The 16,310-nt window shown below is 56.0% G+C and carries 15 protein-coding genes; 4 read left to right on the top strand and 11 right to left on the bottom strand.

Annotated features, from left to right (window positions below; all coding sequences use genetic code 11):
* Window positions 1–27 precede the first annotated feature (27 nt).
* The 4 genes from K6123_RS11420 to K6123_RS11405 are packed head-to-tail and all read right to left on the bottom strand — an operon-like array spanning window position 28 to window position 3,355.
* A complete protein-coding gene (locus tag K6123_RS11420) occupies window positions 28–318 on the bottom strand; it encodes a DUF3861 domain-containing protein (protein ID WP_221797783.1) in 291 nt (96 codons plus the stop codon).
* Window positions 315–656: a DUF190 domain-containing protein gene (locus K6123_RS11415; protein ID WP_221797781.1), complete on the bottom strand. Its 342-nt coding sequence runs from the start codon at window positions 654–656 to the stop codon at window positions 315–317. The genes K6123_RS11420 and K6123_RS11415 overlap by 4 nt, the downstream gene beginning before the upstream one ends.
* Before the next feature lie 50 nt (window positions 657–706).
* Complete coding sequence (locus K6123_RS11410) at window positions 707–1,729, bottom strand: HlyD family secretion protein (RefSeq protein WP_221797779.1); 1,023 nt, start codon at window positions 1,727–1,729, stop codon at window positions 707–709.
* 54 nt (window positions 1,730–1,783) lie between these two features.
* A complete protein-coding gene (locus tag K6123_RS11405; RefSeq protein ID WP_221797777.1) occupies window positions 1,784–3,355 on the bottom strand; it encodes an MFS transporter in 1,572 nt (523 codons plus the stop codon).
* Between the two features lie 229 nt (window positions 3,356–3,584).
* On the opposite strand from K6123_RS11405, the gene K6123_RS11400 reads away from it, so the two are divergent.
* Window positions 3,585–4,214: a TetR/AcrR family transcriptional regulator gene (locus K6123_RS11400; RefSeq protein WP_221797775.1), complete on the top strand. Its 630-nt coding sequence runs from the start codon at window positions 3,585–3,587 to the stop codon at window positions 4,212–4,214.
* Between the two features lie 47 nt (window positions 4,215–4,261).
* On the opposite strand, the gene K6123_RS11395 is transcribed toward K6123_RS11400, so the two are convergent.
* The 6 genes from K6123_RS11395 to K6123_RS11370 all read right to left on the bottom strand — a co-directional run bounded on the left by K6123_RS11395 (window position 4,262) and on the right by K6123_RS11370 (window position 12,365).
* A complete protein-coding gene (locus K6123_RS11395; protein ID WP_221797774.1) occupies window positions 4,262–7,426 on the bottom strand; it encodes an efflux RND transporter permease subunit in 3,165 nt (1,054 codons plus the stop codon).
* Window positions 7,426–8,613, bottom strand: coding sequence for an efflux RND transporter periplasmic adaptor subunit (locus K6123_RS11390; protein ID WP_221797772.1), 1,188 nt, complete (start codon window positions 8,611–8,613; stop codon window positions 7,426–7,428). Before K6123_RS11390 ends, K6123_RS11395 begins: the two co-directional genes overlap by 1 nt.
* Window positions 8,610–9,980: an efflux transporter outer membrane subunit gene (locus tag K6123_RS11385; protein ID WP_221797770.1), complete on the bottom strand. Its 1,371-nt coding sequence runs from the start codon at window positions 9,978–9,980 to the stop codon at window positions 8,610–8,612. Before K6123_RS11385 ends, K6123_RS11390 begins: the two co-directional genes overlap by 4 nt.
* 272 nt (window positions 9,981–10,252) lie before the next feature.
* Window positions 10,253–11,185: a bestrophin family protein gene (locus K6123_RS11380; protein WP_221797768.1), complete on the bottom strand. Its 933-nt coding sequence runs from the start codon at window positions 11,183–11,185 to the stop codon at window positions 10,253–10,255.
* Between the two features lie 37 nt (window positions 11,186–11,222).
* A complete protein-coding gene (locus tag K6123_RS11375; RefSeq protein WP_221797766.1) occupies window positions 11,223–11,648 on the bottom strand; it encodes a secondary thiamine-phosphate synthase enzyme YjbQ in 426 nt (141 codons plus the stop codon).
* A 102-nt stretch (window positions 11,649–11,750) separates the two neighbouring features.
* Window positions 11,751–12,365, bottom strand: a complete 615-nt coding sequence (locus tag K6123_RS11370; protein ID WP_221797764.1) for a hypothetical protein — start codon at window positions 12,363–12,365, stop codon at window positions 11,751–11,753.
* 62 nt (window positions 12,366–12,427) lie between these two features.
* Here K6123_RS11370 and K6123_RS11365 point away from each other — a divergent pair, with 62 nt between their 5' ends.
* Window positions 12,428–13,192 carry a hypothetical protein gene (locus K6123_RS11365; RefSeq protein WP_221797762.1) on the top strand — a complete coding sequence of 255 codons (765 nt, stop codon included), beginning with the start codon at window positions 12,428–12,430 and terminating at the stop codon, window positions 13,190–13,192.
* Window positions 13,193–13,222: 30 nt separating this feature from the next.
* Here K6123_RS11365 and gtfA read toward each other — a convergent pair whose 3' ends face one another.
* Window positions 13,223–14,665: a sucrose phosphorylase gene (gene gtfA / locus K6123_RS11360; protein ID WP_221797760.1), complete on the bottom strand. Its 1,443-nt coding sequence runs from the start codon at window positions 14,663–14,665 to the stop codon at window positions 13,223–13,225.
* 247 nt (window positions 14,666–14,912) lie between these two features.
* Between gtfA and K6123_RS11355 the strand changes: the two genes are divergently transcribed.
* Window positions 14,913–15,638, top strand: coding sequence for a TrmH family RNA methyltransferase (locus tag K6123_RS11355; protein ID WP_221797759.1), 726 nt, complete (start codon window positions 14,913–14,915; stop codon window positions 15,636–15,638).
* 225 nt (window positions 15,639–15,863) lie between these two features.
* Window positions 15,864–16,301 carry a hypothetical protein gene (locus K6123_RS11350; RefSeq protein ID WP_221797757.1) on the top strand — a complete coding sequence of 146 codons (438 nt, stop codon included), beginning with the start codon at window positions 15,864–15,866 and terminating at the stop codon, window positions 16,299–16,301.
* Window positions 16,302–16,310 lie beyond the last annotated feature (9 nt).

The raw sequence follows: 16,310 nt of genomic DNA, 5'->3' as shown, positions 1-16,310 counted from the left end.
CACGTCAACCGAACCTCAATTCGCCGCTTAACCCTTGCCTTTCAGCTTCTTCATAAACTGCATAAAGTGCGGCCCCATTTCCTCAAACAGCGGATGATCGCGATTTTCCAGAATCGTTTCGCCAAACAGCTTCAGGCCAACCGCAAAAGGTACCGCCTTGTCTGCCGGTAAACCGGACAGGTTTTTGACCTTTTCCACCACCGCGAAAATATCGTCATGGTTGCCGACCTCAAACTGCAGTGGCGCGTCATAGGTGGATGGATTGCCTTTGGCATCCTCCAGGTGCTCCAGCGTGACGCGATAACGATGTTGTTTCATTCCTTGTCCTCCGAACCAGAATAAGCCGTGCCGGTGACGCCATATTCGACGGCCTGTACGGTATAAAAAACGTTAACCGGCTGGTGCTGCAGATGATCCAGCAAACGCTGCTTGTCTGCTGTCGACACCACCATGGTAATTTGCAGCGGCTGCTCAGCCAGATCAAACATGGTGATCGCATGCATCCGGCCGTCGTGTCCGATACCTTCAATGGCACCGTTGATGGTAGCGCCCTTGAGTCCCAGCGCTGCCGCCTGTTGCAACAACCACTCAGCCAGCGGCTGATGGCCAATCGTACGATCCTGCAAGGTATAAAAAGTAATCTGGTAACCCGTCATGAGCCATCCTTTAGAAAGAGTAAGCCATCAACCACAACAGCGGATACGACTCAGATACCAACCTGAATACGGGTTTCTACGGACATCCCGACCTTCAGCGCTGCCAGCTCTGGCTGATCCGCCAACAAACGAATTCGTACCGGCAAACGCTGAACGATTTTGGTGAAGTTGCCTGTCGCATTATGAGCTGGAACCGCTGCCAGGCTGACGCCACTGGCAGGGCCCAGACGCTCTACTTCGCCTTTCAACAGCTTGCCTGGCAAGGCGTCTACCTCGACTTCCACCGGCTGGCCAGTCGTCACATGAGCCAACTGGGTTTCCCGATAATTCGCTTGTACGTACAGGCTCGCAGAAGGCACCAGGGTCAACAGTGCCTGACCGGGCTGAACATAGGCTCCAACACGGGCAGCTCGCTCTGCCACCACACCATCCATCGGCGCCAGTATCCGGGTATATGACAACTGCAGTTCAGACTGTTGCTGCAACGCCCTAGCCCGTTCCAGACGCGCCTGAGCCTGCAGAATATCGGCGTCCATCATAACCAGCTGTTGCTGTGCACCAGCCAGGGCAGCCTGATCACGCAGACCGGTAGCAACCTCGACCTGATACTGGGCCGCCGCTTTTTGCTGATCCTGATGACTGCCAGCACCGGTCTGGGCCAGATTACTGAAACGGTCGAGTTCCATTTTGGCCAGCTGCAAACGGGCTTCATCCATCTGCAGCGCCGCCTGATACTGGGCAATCGTCTGGCGCTGTTGCTGCTGTCCTGCCTGCAAACTGGCAATAGCTGCAGCTGCAGCCTCCACATCCGCTTTATTCTGGGCCAGATTGGCCCGCGCCATGGCATCGTCCAGCTGAACCAACAGGTCGCCCTCTTTCACGACCTGGAAATCCGCAACGTTTACTGTTGCGATTTGCCCCTGAATACGCGGCGCTAATTGCACCAGATCAGCCTGCACATAGGCATCATCGGTACTTTGGACCGAATTTTCGGATTCGTGATGGTTCAGCAGCAAAATGGCTCCGCCGACCACAACGACTGCCGCCGCCAGAATGGATAACTTGAATTTCATGGTCGTCTTTCCTCAATCATTGCGGATACGGTTACGAGAATTTATTCAGCGGGTTTATCCCGCCACTGCCGCTGCCAGTGGCGGCGTCTTTGGCTGTACAGCTGGTGCTGGTAATTGCGGCGCAGGGACATAACGAATGCACAAGGCCAGCGGAATCAGGGCCAGACAAACCCAGCCGAAAATCTGGAAAATATCGCTGTATGCCAGCACCGCTGCCTGACCCGGTAGCAGCGATGCCAAACCGGTGTCCGTTGCCTGAGTTGCAAACACATGACTGTCGGCCAACAGTCGATCAAAGTGAAAGGTGCTACGCTGTTGCAACAGCTCGCCGACCAGCGCCGTACTCGCAAAGGTCCCGGCAGCCCGCAAGACATTGATAGTCCCCGCCACGTAGGGCCCTTCCATCGGTTGTACCGAGCTGGTTCCCACAAACAACATCGATACAACCGCCAGTGGTTGTCCAATCAGCTGCAACACCATTGGCAAATAGAACTGCTGCACCATCCAGTCAGGCGTAATTTGGGCAGAGTCAAAACAAGCCAGGGCGATACACACCAGGCCCAGAATCAACATATAGCGAGCATCTGTCCACTGCTGGTAAAGCAGAATCGCCACAACCGAGCCCAACACCAATTGTGGCAAACCGATGACCAGACCAATCGTGTAAAGCTGCTCCATCCTGAATCCCTGAATGCTCTGCAACGCCATCACCGGAATAGCTACCCCACTGGACAGCACGATCAGCAAGATGAAAAAGATAATGAAGCCGATCCCCAGATTGCGGCGGCCAAGCATTTGCAGCTTCATAAAGGGCGTTGGGTGGAACCATTCAGTAACCATAAACAGCACCACCAGCCCTCCGCCGGATAACATCAACGCCTGAATTACTGGCGATACCAGCCAATCCAGCCGTACTGCCTGCCCTAATCCAAGCCCAAATAACACCAGTCCCGGCACACCCAACGAAACTCCCAGCCAGTTACCCTGGGAAATACGCCCAAGCGCCAGCGGCATTTTCGGAATCCCATACCAGACCAGGCCTGCCGCCAGCAGTCCCAGCGGAATAATCTGCCAGTAGGCAAAGCGCCAATCCGCCATCACATCGACACTCCAGCTCGCCAGCCATAGAGCCACGTTGGGTGCCAGCGTTGCCGTCATGGCATACAAGGCCAGACCATGCAGGCGAATCGGCGGTGGCAAAAAACGTAACGCCGACATCATCAGCAATGGAATCAGAGCCCCTGCAGTAATGCCCTGCACCAGCCGCATAACCATCAAAACGGTCAGGTTGTCGACCAGAGGCACCAGCAACGCCAGCAGCAGGGTGCTGAACAGCATCGAAAGATGAAAACGCCGTAGTGAAAACGTAATCGCCATCCAGCTGGCAAACGGCATCACAGCCATTTCACCGGCCGAATAGATACTGCTCAGCCAGGAATAGGCATCACTGGATATTCCCATATGACCCTGAATATCCGCCTGCAGCAGCCCGGGCACCCGGTTGCTCAAGCCAGAAACCATGGCCGCCAGCAGCACGCCGAACAACCCCAGTGCCAGACGAACACCGAAGACAGGGCCAGCCGGCGGCGGAGTACCTGGTGATGCGGCGGTTGAAGCAGCACTCATGTGATATTACCCACTCAATAAAACCGAAAGGTTCAGTTGTAGATTTCTGATGAATCTCGGCAAATACCAGACATCATTATTCATAGCCAGAATATGCTATACCGAACGGTACAAAAAACGGAGGCAATCTAAACCGAACGGTTTAGTTTGTGTCAAGCGCCAGACCCGGTGTAGTCTGAAACAATCTATATTGAAGAATGGCACTATCCCGGTGACACAGAATAAACCGATGACACAAAGCGCTCCGGAAGCAACGGACCTGAAATCCCTGGCGGTACTGGAAGCTGCCACCGCCGTGTTTCTCGAACACGGTTTCAGCGCAGCCACCACTGACATGATCCAGCAGGCTGCAGGAGTGTCCAAAGCAACGGTCTACAAGCGTTATTGCAACAAGGAGACGCTGTTTCGGGCAGTACTGGAACAGCAGTGCCAACGCTTTCACGCCCGCCTTAGCGAATGCACGGCGTCGGAAGCCGATATCCGCACCACGCTGACGGAGCTGGGAGAGAGTTTTTTGCAGGTGCTGCTATCGCAGGACAGCCTGGCGCTGTTGCGAACCGTGGTTGCCGAAGCGACCCGCTTTCCTGAACTGGCCCACTTCTTCTACATGGTCGGCCCCCAGCAAACCTTCAACATCGTTGCCCGTTATCTCAATGGGGCTATTACCCGTGGCGAAATTGATACCAGCCAGATTGGTGTTGAAAGCGCGGCCAGCCAGTTTATTGGCCTGCTACGCGGGGAAGCACATATGGAATACCTGACTCACCCCAGCGCCATACCGTCTGAGGCTCATATCAGTAAAATGGCCGAACAGGCCGTTGATACCTTTTTGCAGGCATTTCAACGGCCTTCAGGGTAATAGTCTGCCGGGTAATAGAGACCAGCCAGGGAGCGAGTGCCGATCAGCTATTTGCTGCCTGAGTCCATTGGAAAAGTAGCAACCGCCCCACCTAACAGCCGTTGCAAACGACGCTGAACACTGTCGAGACCAACATAGGCTGCCGGTAGCACCAACAGGCAGATAAAGGTGGTGAACAGAATGCCGAAGCCCAGCGACACCGCCATTGGCATAATAAAGCGCGCCTGGCGGGAGTTTTCAAACAGCATCGGCGCCAGACCGAGGAAGGTTGTCAGGGTCGTCAGCAGAATCGGTCGGAAGCGTCGAACACCCGCTTCAAGCGCTGCTTCACGGGCAGTCAGACCCGGACGTTGCAGGCGTTGGCGGTTGGCATAATCGATCAGAATCAGACTGTCGTTCACCACTACGCCAGACAAGGCCACAATGCCCATGATGCTAATGATCGACAGTCCGTAGCCCATCATCATATGGCCCAATACGGCCCCCACCGAGCCAAATGGAATCACCAGCATGATCAGCAATGGCTGGCTGTAACTTCGGAATGGCAGCGCCAGCAACACATAAATCATGATCACCGCCACCCCACCATACATCGCCAGCGAATTCTTGCTTTCTTCTGTATCCGCCTGGCGTCCTTCAAAGCCAAAATCGACGCCGCTATACCGGGCTTTCAGTACATTGAACTGACTGGCCTGCAACATCGACATGATCGCAGGTATCTGTTCGCGCGGTTCGACGCTGGCCGTCACGGTGACGATCTGCTGGCCGTTACGCCGGGAAATCTGTGCCGGTGCGGTGGTTTTGTTGAGCGTGGCAATTTCAGCCAATGGCACATAACCACCGGACGGCAGCCGGATCATCAAGCGTTCAATATCGGCACTGTAACGACGTTCGTCCTGCGGCAAACGCACCAGTACCGTTACTTCGTTACGCAGCCGTTGTTGTCGCAAGGCGCGAGCACCATAAAGCGAGGCGCGGATCTGGGCGGCGATGTCGTCGGCCTGTAAGCCCAGACTGCGGCCCAGATCATTGAGCTGCACGTCCCATTGCGGCTTGCCGCTGGTGAAACTGTTGGCAACGTCTTTTACCCCGTCAATCTCTTCCAGCATGGCCACCAGATCCGCACTGGCCGCCGCCAGCGTACGAGTGTTGCTGCCACGCAGTTCGACCGTCAACGCCGCGCCACTGGAAGGACCACCACCGCGTTCAGAATCCAGCGCGAGGCTGCGAATACCGGGAATATCACCAATCGCTTCGCGCCAGCGGCGGGCGACTTCGTGAGTGCTCATGGGGCGAATTTCAGCGTCCACCAGCAGGGCTTCGATTTCGACCGTCGAACCTTCGATATCACCTTCGGCGCTGACCAGCAGCTGGTGTCCTTTGGCTTCAACCGGCTCGATCACCTCCATCAGTTTGGCTTCCAGCAGCTGACGTATCGCTTCAGCCTGTTCAAACGGCGCATTACTGGCCAGCTCGACAGTCGCCACCGCCTTGTCACCCTCAACACGCGGAAACATGCTGAAGCCCATGCGGCCACTTAGCGGCCAGGCCAGCACCGCAACGCCAAACGCCACGGCCACCGCAATCACCAATACCGGCTGGGCGGTACAACGTCGAATGGCGGGCAGATAAACGCCCTGAATAAAACGGCTGAGCGCAGCGTCGACCTTCAGCTGCAGGGCGTCCATCTTGCGGCCCAGACGACTGTCAGGCCGTTTATTCATGCTGGCCAAATGGGTCGGCATGATAAACAGGGCTTCGATCCAGGAAATGATAAAGCAGCTGATCACCACTACCGGGATCGCCACAAACATCGACCCCATGCGGCCGGGAATAGTTAGCAGCGGCAGGAAAGCCACCACGTTGGTAAGAATCGCAAACGCCAGCGGCATCGCCACTTCGCGCGCGCCTTCAATCGCCGCTTTTGGGAACGACATGCCTTTCTGCATATGCTCGTAGATATTTTCACCGGCGATAATGGCATCGTCGACCACAATGCCAAGAGCGATGATAAAGGCGAACATCGAGAACATGTTGATCGACACATCAAACAGCGGCAGCAGCAGCATGGCACCCAGAAATGCCGTCGGAATCCCCATGGTGACCCAGAACGCCAGCCGGTATTCGAGGAACAGACTCAGCAACACAATAACCAGAATCAGACCCATGATGGCGTTGTTGAGCAGCAGCCCAACACGATCGCTGTAGGTTTTGCCGTCGTCGTCGGTAATCACCAGCTCAACGCCGGGCGGCAACAGGTTGGCCCGCACCTCATCAAGACGCTTGTAGGCAGCATCCACCACGGTCACCGGAGTCTGGTCTTCGGAACGATAGACCTTGAAACGAATCGCTTCCTGACCGTTGTAGGTCACCCGCTCGTTGGTGTCTTCGAAGCCTTCCCGCACGGTGGCTATGTCGCCCAGTCGCAGCTGCACACCCTGCTCATCCTGCACCACCGGAATATCGAGAAACTCGCCCGCCCAATAACGCCGCTCATCCAGAGTTACCAGAATATCGCCGCCCGGCGTGCGCACCGTGCCTGCGCTCTGCTCCACGGCGTTGCCGCCGATCTGACTGGCAATATCACTCAGCGTGAGACCAAACCGTTGCAGTTGCTGGCCGGAAATTTCGACATGAATTTCTTCGTCCGGAGTACCACGCAACTCTACCTGACTGATTTCCGCGGCCTGCAGCAACTCGTCCTTGATGGCCTCTCCAAGCCGTTTCATGGCAAAGCCGTCGAGCGGGCCAAAAATGGCGAACTCCAGAACCTCGACGTTACGCCCGGCAATCTTGACCCGCGGTGTTTCAATCGCCGCCGGAAAGGTGTTGATACGGCCCACCGCCTGCTGCACATCGAGATAAAGCTGCTGCAGATCGCCGCCTTTTTGCAACTCCACCGATACCGAAGCCGAACCTTGCGAGGCGCTGGAAGTCACTTCCTTGATGTTGTTGATGGAGGCCAGTTCGTTCTCGATTGGCAGCACAATGCCCTGCTCGATTTCAGTGGGGGTCGCACCGGGATAGCCAACGCTGACCACCACCATCTCGGCTTCGTAGGGCGGAATAAATTCCTTGCGAATCGCCAGCGACATCAAAAAGCCGCCCACAATCAGAAACAGCATCAGCAGATTGGGGGCCACGCCGTGGCGCGACATCCAGGCAATCGGCCCCGTGTAGTGAGCCGTATCTGCAGTATCCGGGCGCGCCATCAGTGCTGTCCTCCCGACACCTGCGCCGCAGCTTCCGTGCTATTGGCAATTCGTACCGCCATGCCTTCAGTAATGGCATCGATCTGGCTCAACAGCAGCTGATCGCCATCCTCCAAACCGGCCGTTGCCCATACATGCGTGCGCCCACGCCAGGCCAGCTGTAACTGCCGACGTTGCAACTGGTTGTTGTTAATCACCCACACCCGGCTGAATTCATCAACCTGAGCGACCGGAATCTGCACAGCTCCTTCGACCTTGCGACCCGGCAACAGCACATCCAGATAATCGTTCAGCAACACCTGAGGGGCGTCGGTCTGTTGTGCCAGCGGATCATCCAGCTGCAGCACCACGCGCGCCTGACGGTCGGTAGTGCTGACGGCGGGTACGACGTCCAATACCCGAGCGTCACGCGTGCGCCCTTGCCAGGCCGGATGCGACAGGGTTGCCACGCCGTCGGTATCCAGTAAGGGCAGGAACTGGCGAGGCAGTTTTACTTCGATCCAGAAGGCCGACGTGTTGACCAGCTCAAATAGCACCGTGCTGGTGCTGACCTGCATGCCCGGCGCAATCGAACGGCTCAGCAACTGGCCGTCGAATGGCATCAGAATGTGACTGCGCTGCAGATTCAGTTTGGCCTGCTCAACCGCTGCCCGGGTTCGTTCCAGTTCGGCTTTGGCTGCCATCAACTGTGGCTCACGTAGCACCAGTGCCTGATCCGAACCTTTAAGCTGACGCCCTGCTAGCTGATATTCTTCTTCCGCCAGCGCCCCTTCGCCCTGCTCAATCACCAGTGCCGCCTGTGCCTGCGCCTGTGCGGCCTGTGCCTGTTTTAATGCCAGTTCAAAATCGGCCGGGTCCAGCCGGGCCAGTTCTGTACCTTTGGCCAGTTTTGCGCCGGGCCGGGCGGCCGGATTCACCGAGATCACCTGACCACTAACCCTGGGTACCAGACTGACCTGCTCCATGGCCACCGCCTGACCGCCGCTCGGCCATACCGGTGCGGCGGTTGCCTGCGTCAGCGGTTGCGCTTCAACCAGCCGGGCCTGGGTTTTCGGTTGGGATTTTTTCGGTTCCGGCGCGGTTGCAAAAACACCCCAGGCGACCGCTACACCAATGGCCAGAATCGCTGCTGACAATAACGGGATTGCAGCAGAGCGGCCGTAACAGTTACGAGAAACAGGCGTCATGAAGAAAAGCTCCCTGAAGATTCCGGGGCATACAAGCCCTGGCTAAGCGCGCGATAAAGGTTGATACGGTTATTGAGTTGCTGCCATTGGGATTGCAGCCGTTGTTGTTCCAGATCCAGCACGTCCTGCTGGGCACTGAGGGTGGCCAGAAAATCCCCCACCCCACGGCGGTAACGGGCAGCCTGATAATCGTAACTGCGGCGGGCCAGATCCAGCTGGCGTTCGATACTGAGTTGTTGTTGCTGTTGATGATTGCCGCTCACCAGCAAGCCTTGTACTTCCTGCGCCGCCGCCAGCAATGTCTGGCGATAGTCCGCCAGCGCCGCTTGCCGTTCTGCCTGCTGTTGCTGAATCTGCGCCTGACGGGCACCGCCGTCCAATAACGGCGCCACCAGACCAGCCACCAGGTTGAACGCCCAGTTATCCAGTGCGCTGGCGATACTGCCCCCGCTGCCCTGCAGTCCTGCGGACAATGTCAGCCGTGGATACTGGTTGGCGACCGCTGCCGCCAACTGGGCGTCGCTGGCCTGTAGCTCGAACCAGGCTTGCTGTACATCCGGCCGTTGTTGCAACTGCTGCAGGCTCAGCTGGCCATCAAAGGCAGGCAGTGCTGGCAGGGCATCCGCCAATGGTGCTGCCGCTGGTGGCTGATTGCCCAAACCGGCCCCCTCGCCAAGCCAGAGCGCCAGTTGCTGCCGATAAAGCGTCAGTTCGGCGCTGGCGGCCAGCTGGCTGGCATGCAGGCTTTCCAGCAATTGTTGTTGCTGCCAGACATCAGAAACAACCACCAGACCGCGCTGGAAGCGGGCTTCGGTCAGCTTCAGTGAGTCATTAATGCGATCGCCCTGCTGCTGCAACAGCTGCAGTCGGCGGCTTTGATACGCCATACCAAACCAGGCCAGGCTGATTTCTGCCGCCACACTGTTGGCGACCGTGCGACTGGCCTGCCACTGGGCCTGACTTTGCAGCTCTGCGGCCCGGCTGAGGCCATCCAGACGGCCCCAGAAATCCACTTCGTAATCGGCTGCCACACCCAATGACCAGCCAGCGGCGTTGCCATCCTGTTGCCACTCATGGCCAGCCTGAACGGATGCATCGGCCTGCAACGCCTGGTCAGCAGTGGTGGCCGCCAGCTGGGCCTGGCTGGCACGCCAGTTCGCCAACGCCGCCTGCAAGCTGTAATTGTGTTGCAACCCCTGTTCGATCAGTTGGCTCAGCTGAGGATCGGCAAAATCCAGCCACCAGTCCGGCGTTGCCGCAAGCGCTGAATCCTGACTGTCGGCCAGCGCCAGCTGTAACTGTTCGGCTGGCTGTTGGGGCAAGGGCTCAACGCTGCTACAGCCAGCTAATCCAGCCAACAGCAGCACGCTGGCAACACGCCTGCTTGCCAGAGGAAGAAGAAAACAACGGAAGGGGTGTCTGAACATGGTTTCCTGACCAGCCAAGATTTTTATTCGATTGCGGGCGCCATCCGAGCATAAATATGACGCCAGTCGAAGTCGCGAGCCACCGCTTCGACAGCCTGAGCCAACAACTTTAAATTTATGTAACTTAACGCAAGGTTAATTATGAAGAATAATTATTATTAGTATTTTTGGATATCGGCGTTCGCCAATATCCCCGTCTCCAGTCAAGCAGACTAAAGCAATATTTGCTGTTGCGGCTGTAACGCATCCGGCACCGCCAACCCTTGTGCCTGGGCAATCGAGCGATCATTAATCCGGCACAGGGCGTCCAGGGGCAAACCATTGGCCTCGGTAGAAAAAGGCCGTTCCAGCTGTTCCGCCAGCGCATCCAGACCAAAAAAGGTGTAGGCCACAATCACGGTAAACAAGGGCGTCAGCCAGCCCATGCTGCCGACCAGTCCAAACGGCAGCAGGAAACAATATAAATACGCCGTCCGGTGCGTCAGCAAGGTGTAGGCGAATGGCAGCGGTGTCGTCGCCAGCCGCTCACAAGCGGCCTGTATGGCAGTCAAACGCGCCAAATGTTCATCCAGAATACGAATCGACTGGGTATCGAGCCGCTGCTGCTGCAATTCGTTGCGAATCACCAGCGCCATTTGCTGCAGCGCAGCGTCGGCCGGATTCGGTGCCACCAGCACCCGGTCGAGCAGTTCCGGATGGATGCGTTGCTGACACCATTCCGGCAGCTGACGCGACAATTCGGCGGCGTCGATCTTGCCGTGGCGCAACTGCAGCCGCAGGCAATGGTAAAAAACACAACACCAGCGCATCAGGCTTTGCGCGGCGTAGGCCGACATCAGAATTTTCGCTGAGCGCGCCATTGAACGCACGTCAGCCACCATCGAACCCCACTGCCGACGACCTTCCCACCAGCGCTCATAACAGGCGTTATTGCGAAAGCCGAGATACAGCGACAGCGCAATGCCCATCAATGCAAAGGGCGCAATCGAATACTGCGCCAGATTGGCCAGATGATCGGTATGCAGCAATACCACCAGCACAGAAAAAACTGCCAGCACGGCCAACTGTGGCGCAATCGCAGGCAGAATCGACCCCTTCCAGATAAACATCAGTGCCAGCGCGTTGGGACGTTCTCGAACAATCATAATGACCCGTTATCTCCATCTGAGTCAGTCTGCGGATTTAATAAGCCTCACCCTGCAAGGTCGCCAGCAGCCGCCGGCTACCGCCGTGATCCCGGTGCTCACCCAGATAAATACCCTGCCAGGTGCCGATATTCAAACGACCGTTAGTTATTGGCACCATGACACAATGGCCCAGCAAGCTGGCCTTGATATGAGCAGGCAAGTCGTCGCTGCCTTCGAGCGTATGGCGGTAATAGGGTTCATCTTCGCGCACCGCCCGATTGAACCAGGCTTCAAAGTCCTGCCGAACGGTTGGGTCAGCGTTTTCATTGATCGTCAGTGAGGCGGAAGTGTGCTGGATGAACAGCTGCAGCATACCAATGCGAATGCCGGAAAGCTCGGGCAAGGCAGCTTCAATGTCATGAGTGATCAGGTGAAAGCCCCGCTTGCGCGGAGCCAGACGGATTTCCTGCTGATGCCACATGGCGACGATTCCGAACGACTGAAAAAACAGAGTGTATCGGCCCGGGAGTCAGAACCAAAACCGTCAGCGCCAGACCTGCCGACGCTGGCTGAGCGGATATCCCTAAAAGGCGTAGTTGATTCCTACCGATGTCATCGAAAAATCACTGGCGCTGTCGTTCAGCTCGGTCATGGCGCTGCTAAACCAGGAGGCCTCCAGCGAGGTGCCAGCATAAACCGGCAAAGCCAGCGATAACTGCAAGAAACTATTGCTGCCAGTATTGTCGCCTGCTGAGGTTTTATAACTAACCCAGGCCGGTCCACCCGTGATGGTGAATTGCATCCTTGAACGGAAGAAATCGACCGACATCGCCGGGCCAATAAACAGCATCTGAGCCGAACGCCGCCAGCTGACACAATCGCTGTTATCTTGCGGATTGCAGATACGGCTGGATTCCGATCCCAGCGAAGCACCGCCCAAACGTAGCCAAAACAGCCCGCGACGCACGTAATTTTTGTAATTAAGGGCAATATCACCGTACACCAATACGCTTTGGTGTTGCTTCTGCATCGAGGCATCCGAGCTGAAATCGACGGAGCCCACGGTCGCGCCCAGACGATAGCTCTTGCTGTACATATTGTAGGGGTAGAAAAAGCCTTCCGGCTCACTGTCAGCCCAACAGGCCGCCGCGCCGCATAACAACACCAGCAGGTAAGATTTTATTAACAACTTTGACATAGAGTCCTTGCTCCGGGGCGTTATAGCCCTGCACATCCATGAATAATGAAAAGGAATTTCAGATGAATCCCGTCAAGTTGCCAATATCCCTGCCGTTGATTGCAATCATGTTATCCGCTGCCTTGAGTGGCTGTGGTGCCGGGGAAGAATCACGCCAGATTTATCCAGCCTCGGTAACCTACCAAACCATTGAAGCCAGCGTAGCTGCGGACGTCCTGGAAGTCTCGGAGGTCAGTTTCGCCTCACAGCAAGACATTCGGGTCAGTTGGCAACGAGTCACCATCTCCGACGGCACCCAGACGACATCAGCAAGCGCCGATGATGATGAGAGTGGCTTTTCGGATGACCATGTCTATCAGCTGGAGGGCGACTATTCAGCACTGATCAGCACCGACGGACTGACCTTGTCAGTCACTACCAACACCGAGCTTTGGCACAATCTGACGTCGACAGCGACCATCACAGCACTGCCGGTGTTTGTCAGCCCCAACAGCGGAGAATCCTTTAACTCTGGTGAAACCATTACCCTGCAATGGACCACGCCAGCCAATGCCGACATCACCGAACTCAGATTATGTCCTTACGCAACCTCCCTCTACAGCTCAATAACACCCGACTACAAGGCTATCGAACTGGCTGTCGGCACAACCAGCTACAGTATCAGTGTCGATGACTTGCTGACCCGGGTGAACGGCAACTGTTACCCGCAACCAACTCTGGTGGCAACAACTCAGGGCCAGATTGCTGATGAGTTCGCGGGTGGCAACTTCGAGGTCAGTCTACAGGGAGAACCACTGCAACTGACCATTAACCAGACTCAGGAATAAGTCTCTCGAGGCCCTGCAACAGCAGGGTGTTCAGGCCTGAAACTCCAGCTGTTCGCCACTTTCAGGGTCGGTGTAATACAAGCGCGCAGTATTGAACTGCAGGTCCACAAAGGCGCGACAGTAGTGCTCGCCATGACGCCAGGCCATGTCGACACTGGCGTCGTTGGAGTAGTTAAGTTCAAAGCGGCCATCAAAGGCCGGATGGCTGTTGCGGAACCGCATCAGTTGCAGCAAACGTTTGACCACCGGCTTTTCTATCGCCTGTTCGATTTCCTCAAAGTCATAGAAATGGCGATTGATGTCGCGCAGCTCACCGGTGCTTTCCATCAGTTCATGGTCATTTTCACCGGCCAGCAAACCAACGTAATAGACCTGCGGAATGCCCGGCGTAAAGAACTGGATGGTACGGGCGGCGATATAGGCATCGTCGTTCTGCATCAACGCGTCGTAGAAGGTACAGGTGAGCTGGTAGATAGCGCCAACGCTGTGAATATTGGCTGCCGAGCGCCGCAGGATGGGATCGGCCGAACGGTCGTTGATGTTGTCGATCAGAATACGGATCTTGTCGTCCGGCAGCACACCTTCAACATCCGGAATACAAATGCCGTCATGGGTATCCAGCACGGTCACCATGTTACGTGGGCACATCCGCAGCCAGTGCTTGAGATACTGGCTGTTGCCGTCGAGCAGTGAATACAGCATCAGCGGCGGCAAGGCAAAACCATACGGGTGCATATTACGGCGGCTGATGGCGTACTGATAGCTGGAATGATCGTGTACTTCCGGCAGTATTTCCGCTCCCAGGCTCTGGGCCACCTGGTTGCACCAGTCGAGGGTCTTATAGACGTCCGGTTCAACCAGAAAGCAGCTGGTGCCAATCCGTTTGGTGGTATAGCCAAAGGCGTCCAGCCGGAACAGCTTGACCCCCTTGCCGGCCAGAAACCGGAAGGTGTTGGCGATATAGTCGTGGGTGATGCGGGATTTGTAGTTCAAATCTATCTGGTGTTCGGTAAAGGTGCACCACACCCGGCCAGTACTGCCGTCGGCAAACTCGACCTGCCGAAACGGCTCCTTTTCCTTGCGGATATGGATTTTCATCAGATCGTCATGGGTGATATCCCCCATCTCGTCAACGTCGACAAACAGGTCGGCGTACTCCGAGCGCTTGCCCTTTTCCACATAGTCGCGAAACTCGCGCGACTGATCAGAAATATGGTTAACCGTGACGTCGGCACACACATCGTAGTCAGCGGCGATGGCTTCAATATCGGCCCAGTTGCCATAAGCGGGATCAACCTGTTTATGCGTTAGTGGCGAAAAGCCGGCATCGGCGTTGGATGGGTAAAACGGCAGGATATGCACACCAGCGACAGCGCCGCTGAAGTAGTGGTCTAACGCATGTTTTAGATCTTTGAGGTTGCGTCCCATGCGATTGGGGTAACAGATAAGCTGGACAGCCTTGCGAAGAGCCATAGAAATCCTCTCGGCGGTTGCAGTCCGATCCGAGGCCATTGCCCTGCCAGTCAGTCATGGCTACAACAAGCAACAGCCAATTCACGAACATCGTGGATGTCATAAAGCGGATACCAGAGTAACCAGAAAATTCCCCCGGCGGGGTCAGATACGGGATTTTGACCCCGATTACAGCGGTGAAGCGGACAATTCCGTCAGCACTCACGTACAATGCCGCTTTGTTTGCCAACCGGTTCTGTGACGCCCCATGAAAGTTGATATCGCCAAAAAACTGCAGCAGAAAAAGTACCGCACTGAATACGGCTGTTATCTGGTCGAAGGTGAGCACTTGCTGCTGGAGCTGGAAAAGTCCGCGATTCAGCAAGCTGAGCTGTTTGTCACGGAACAACATCATGATTGGCCAAGCCGCTTCCGCAAAACCGTGATTGGCGAACGCCAGATGGCCCAGCTGTCGGATACCAAATCGCCGCAGGGCATGGTGGCGGTGGTGCCCATGAATGAAACCCGCCAGCTCACTGCAGCGTCCCGGGCACCATCTCAATCCCTCAAAAGCCTGTATCTGTACGAAGTGCAGGACCCTGGCAATCTGGGCACTATTTTGCGCACGCTGGCCTGGTTCGGTGGCTGGCAATTACTGCTGAGTCCGGGTTCGGTTGATCCGTTTAACCCCAAGGTGGTGCGCAGCAGCATGGGGGCGATTTTCCACGTACCGATGCAGCTGGAGCTGCCGCTGGCAGAATTCCAGCAGCAGTTCGATCGTATTGCCACTCTCGATATGCAGGGCGCGGCCCTGTCGTCAGCTCAGTTCAGTGAGTTTGATGCCTACCTGTTTGGTAACGAAGCCCGTGGCGTACCGCGTGACCAGCTTGATAGCAGCAAGATCAGCGCTTTCAGTATCCCCGGCTGTGGCGCAATCGAGTCCCTTAATCTGGCCTCAGCCGTGAATATGGCGGTGTACGAAATCGGTCGCTGATATCTACAACCTGACATAAAGCTGTGATGACTTACTCGGAAACCCATCCCTGACTTGTTTAGTGTTGATACAAACATCAACACTAAGTGAGCAAATGGAATGCCTTCATACGACGATTTGAAGATAACGGAATAGGAACGTCAGTTTCTGAACAGCAATCAACTCGACAAATTCTGGCTTAGTCGACTGAAGAAAAGGGACCCGGTTGCCAGAATTGGTTATGGATTGTGGTGCAAAACTGCTGAAGACCTCAAAAAAGCCATCAAGGAAGGGCCTGCTGAATACTGGAATCACCAAGGCTACTTGTACTGGGAAGGCATGGCTCGCTCGACCATCGTCAATCTGAGCGTTGGGCTGGACAAGGGTGGCTTTGATGGGACCTTCCGTGAGAAACGCGCCAAAATAAAAGAAGTCGGAGTTGCAGTTGCAGAAATGCATGCCAGATTTGTGGAGCAGGATTACGTAAATAAGTGGGGTAATGTTCCCGGCCTGCTAAGCCGCAAACAAATGGCGCGCTATCATCACAAAGTATTCAAACAATTCAATATTCCAAACGACTTTTACGGCGGCACCTGGCTTGGCCCGGTCCCGGATGCCATCGAGTTCAAACTCTACGGCAACCTCTACTGCCACGACTGTGACACCGACACCGGGTACAGATAAGGATCGTCC

Origin of the sequence: Oceanobacter mangrovi, assembly GCF_019740315.1 — a bacterium.
GTDB lineage: Bacteria > Pseudomonadota > Gammaproteobacteria > Pseudomonadales > Oceanobacteraceae > Oceanobacter > Oceanobacter mangrovi.
Note: the sequence above shows the minus strand (reverse complement) of the source record. Positions and strands in the feature narration are given on the sequence as shown.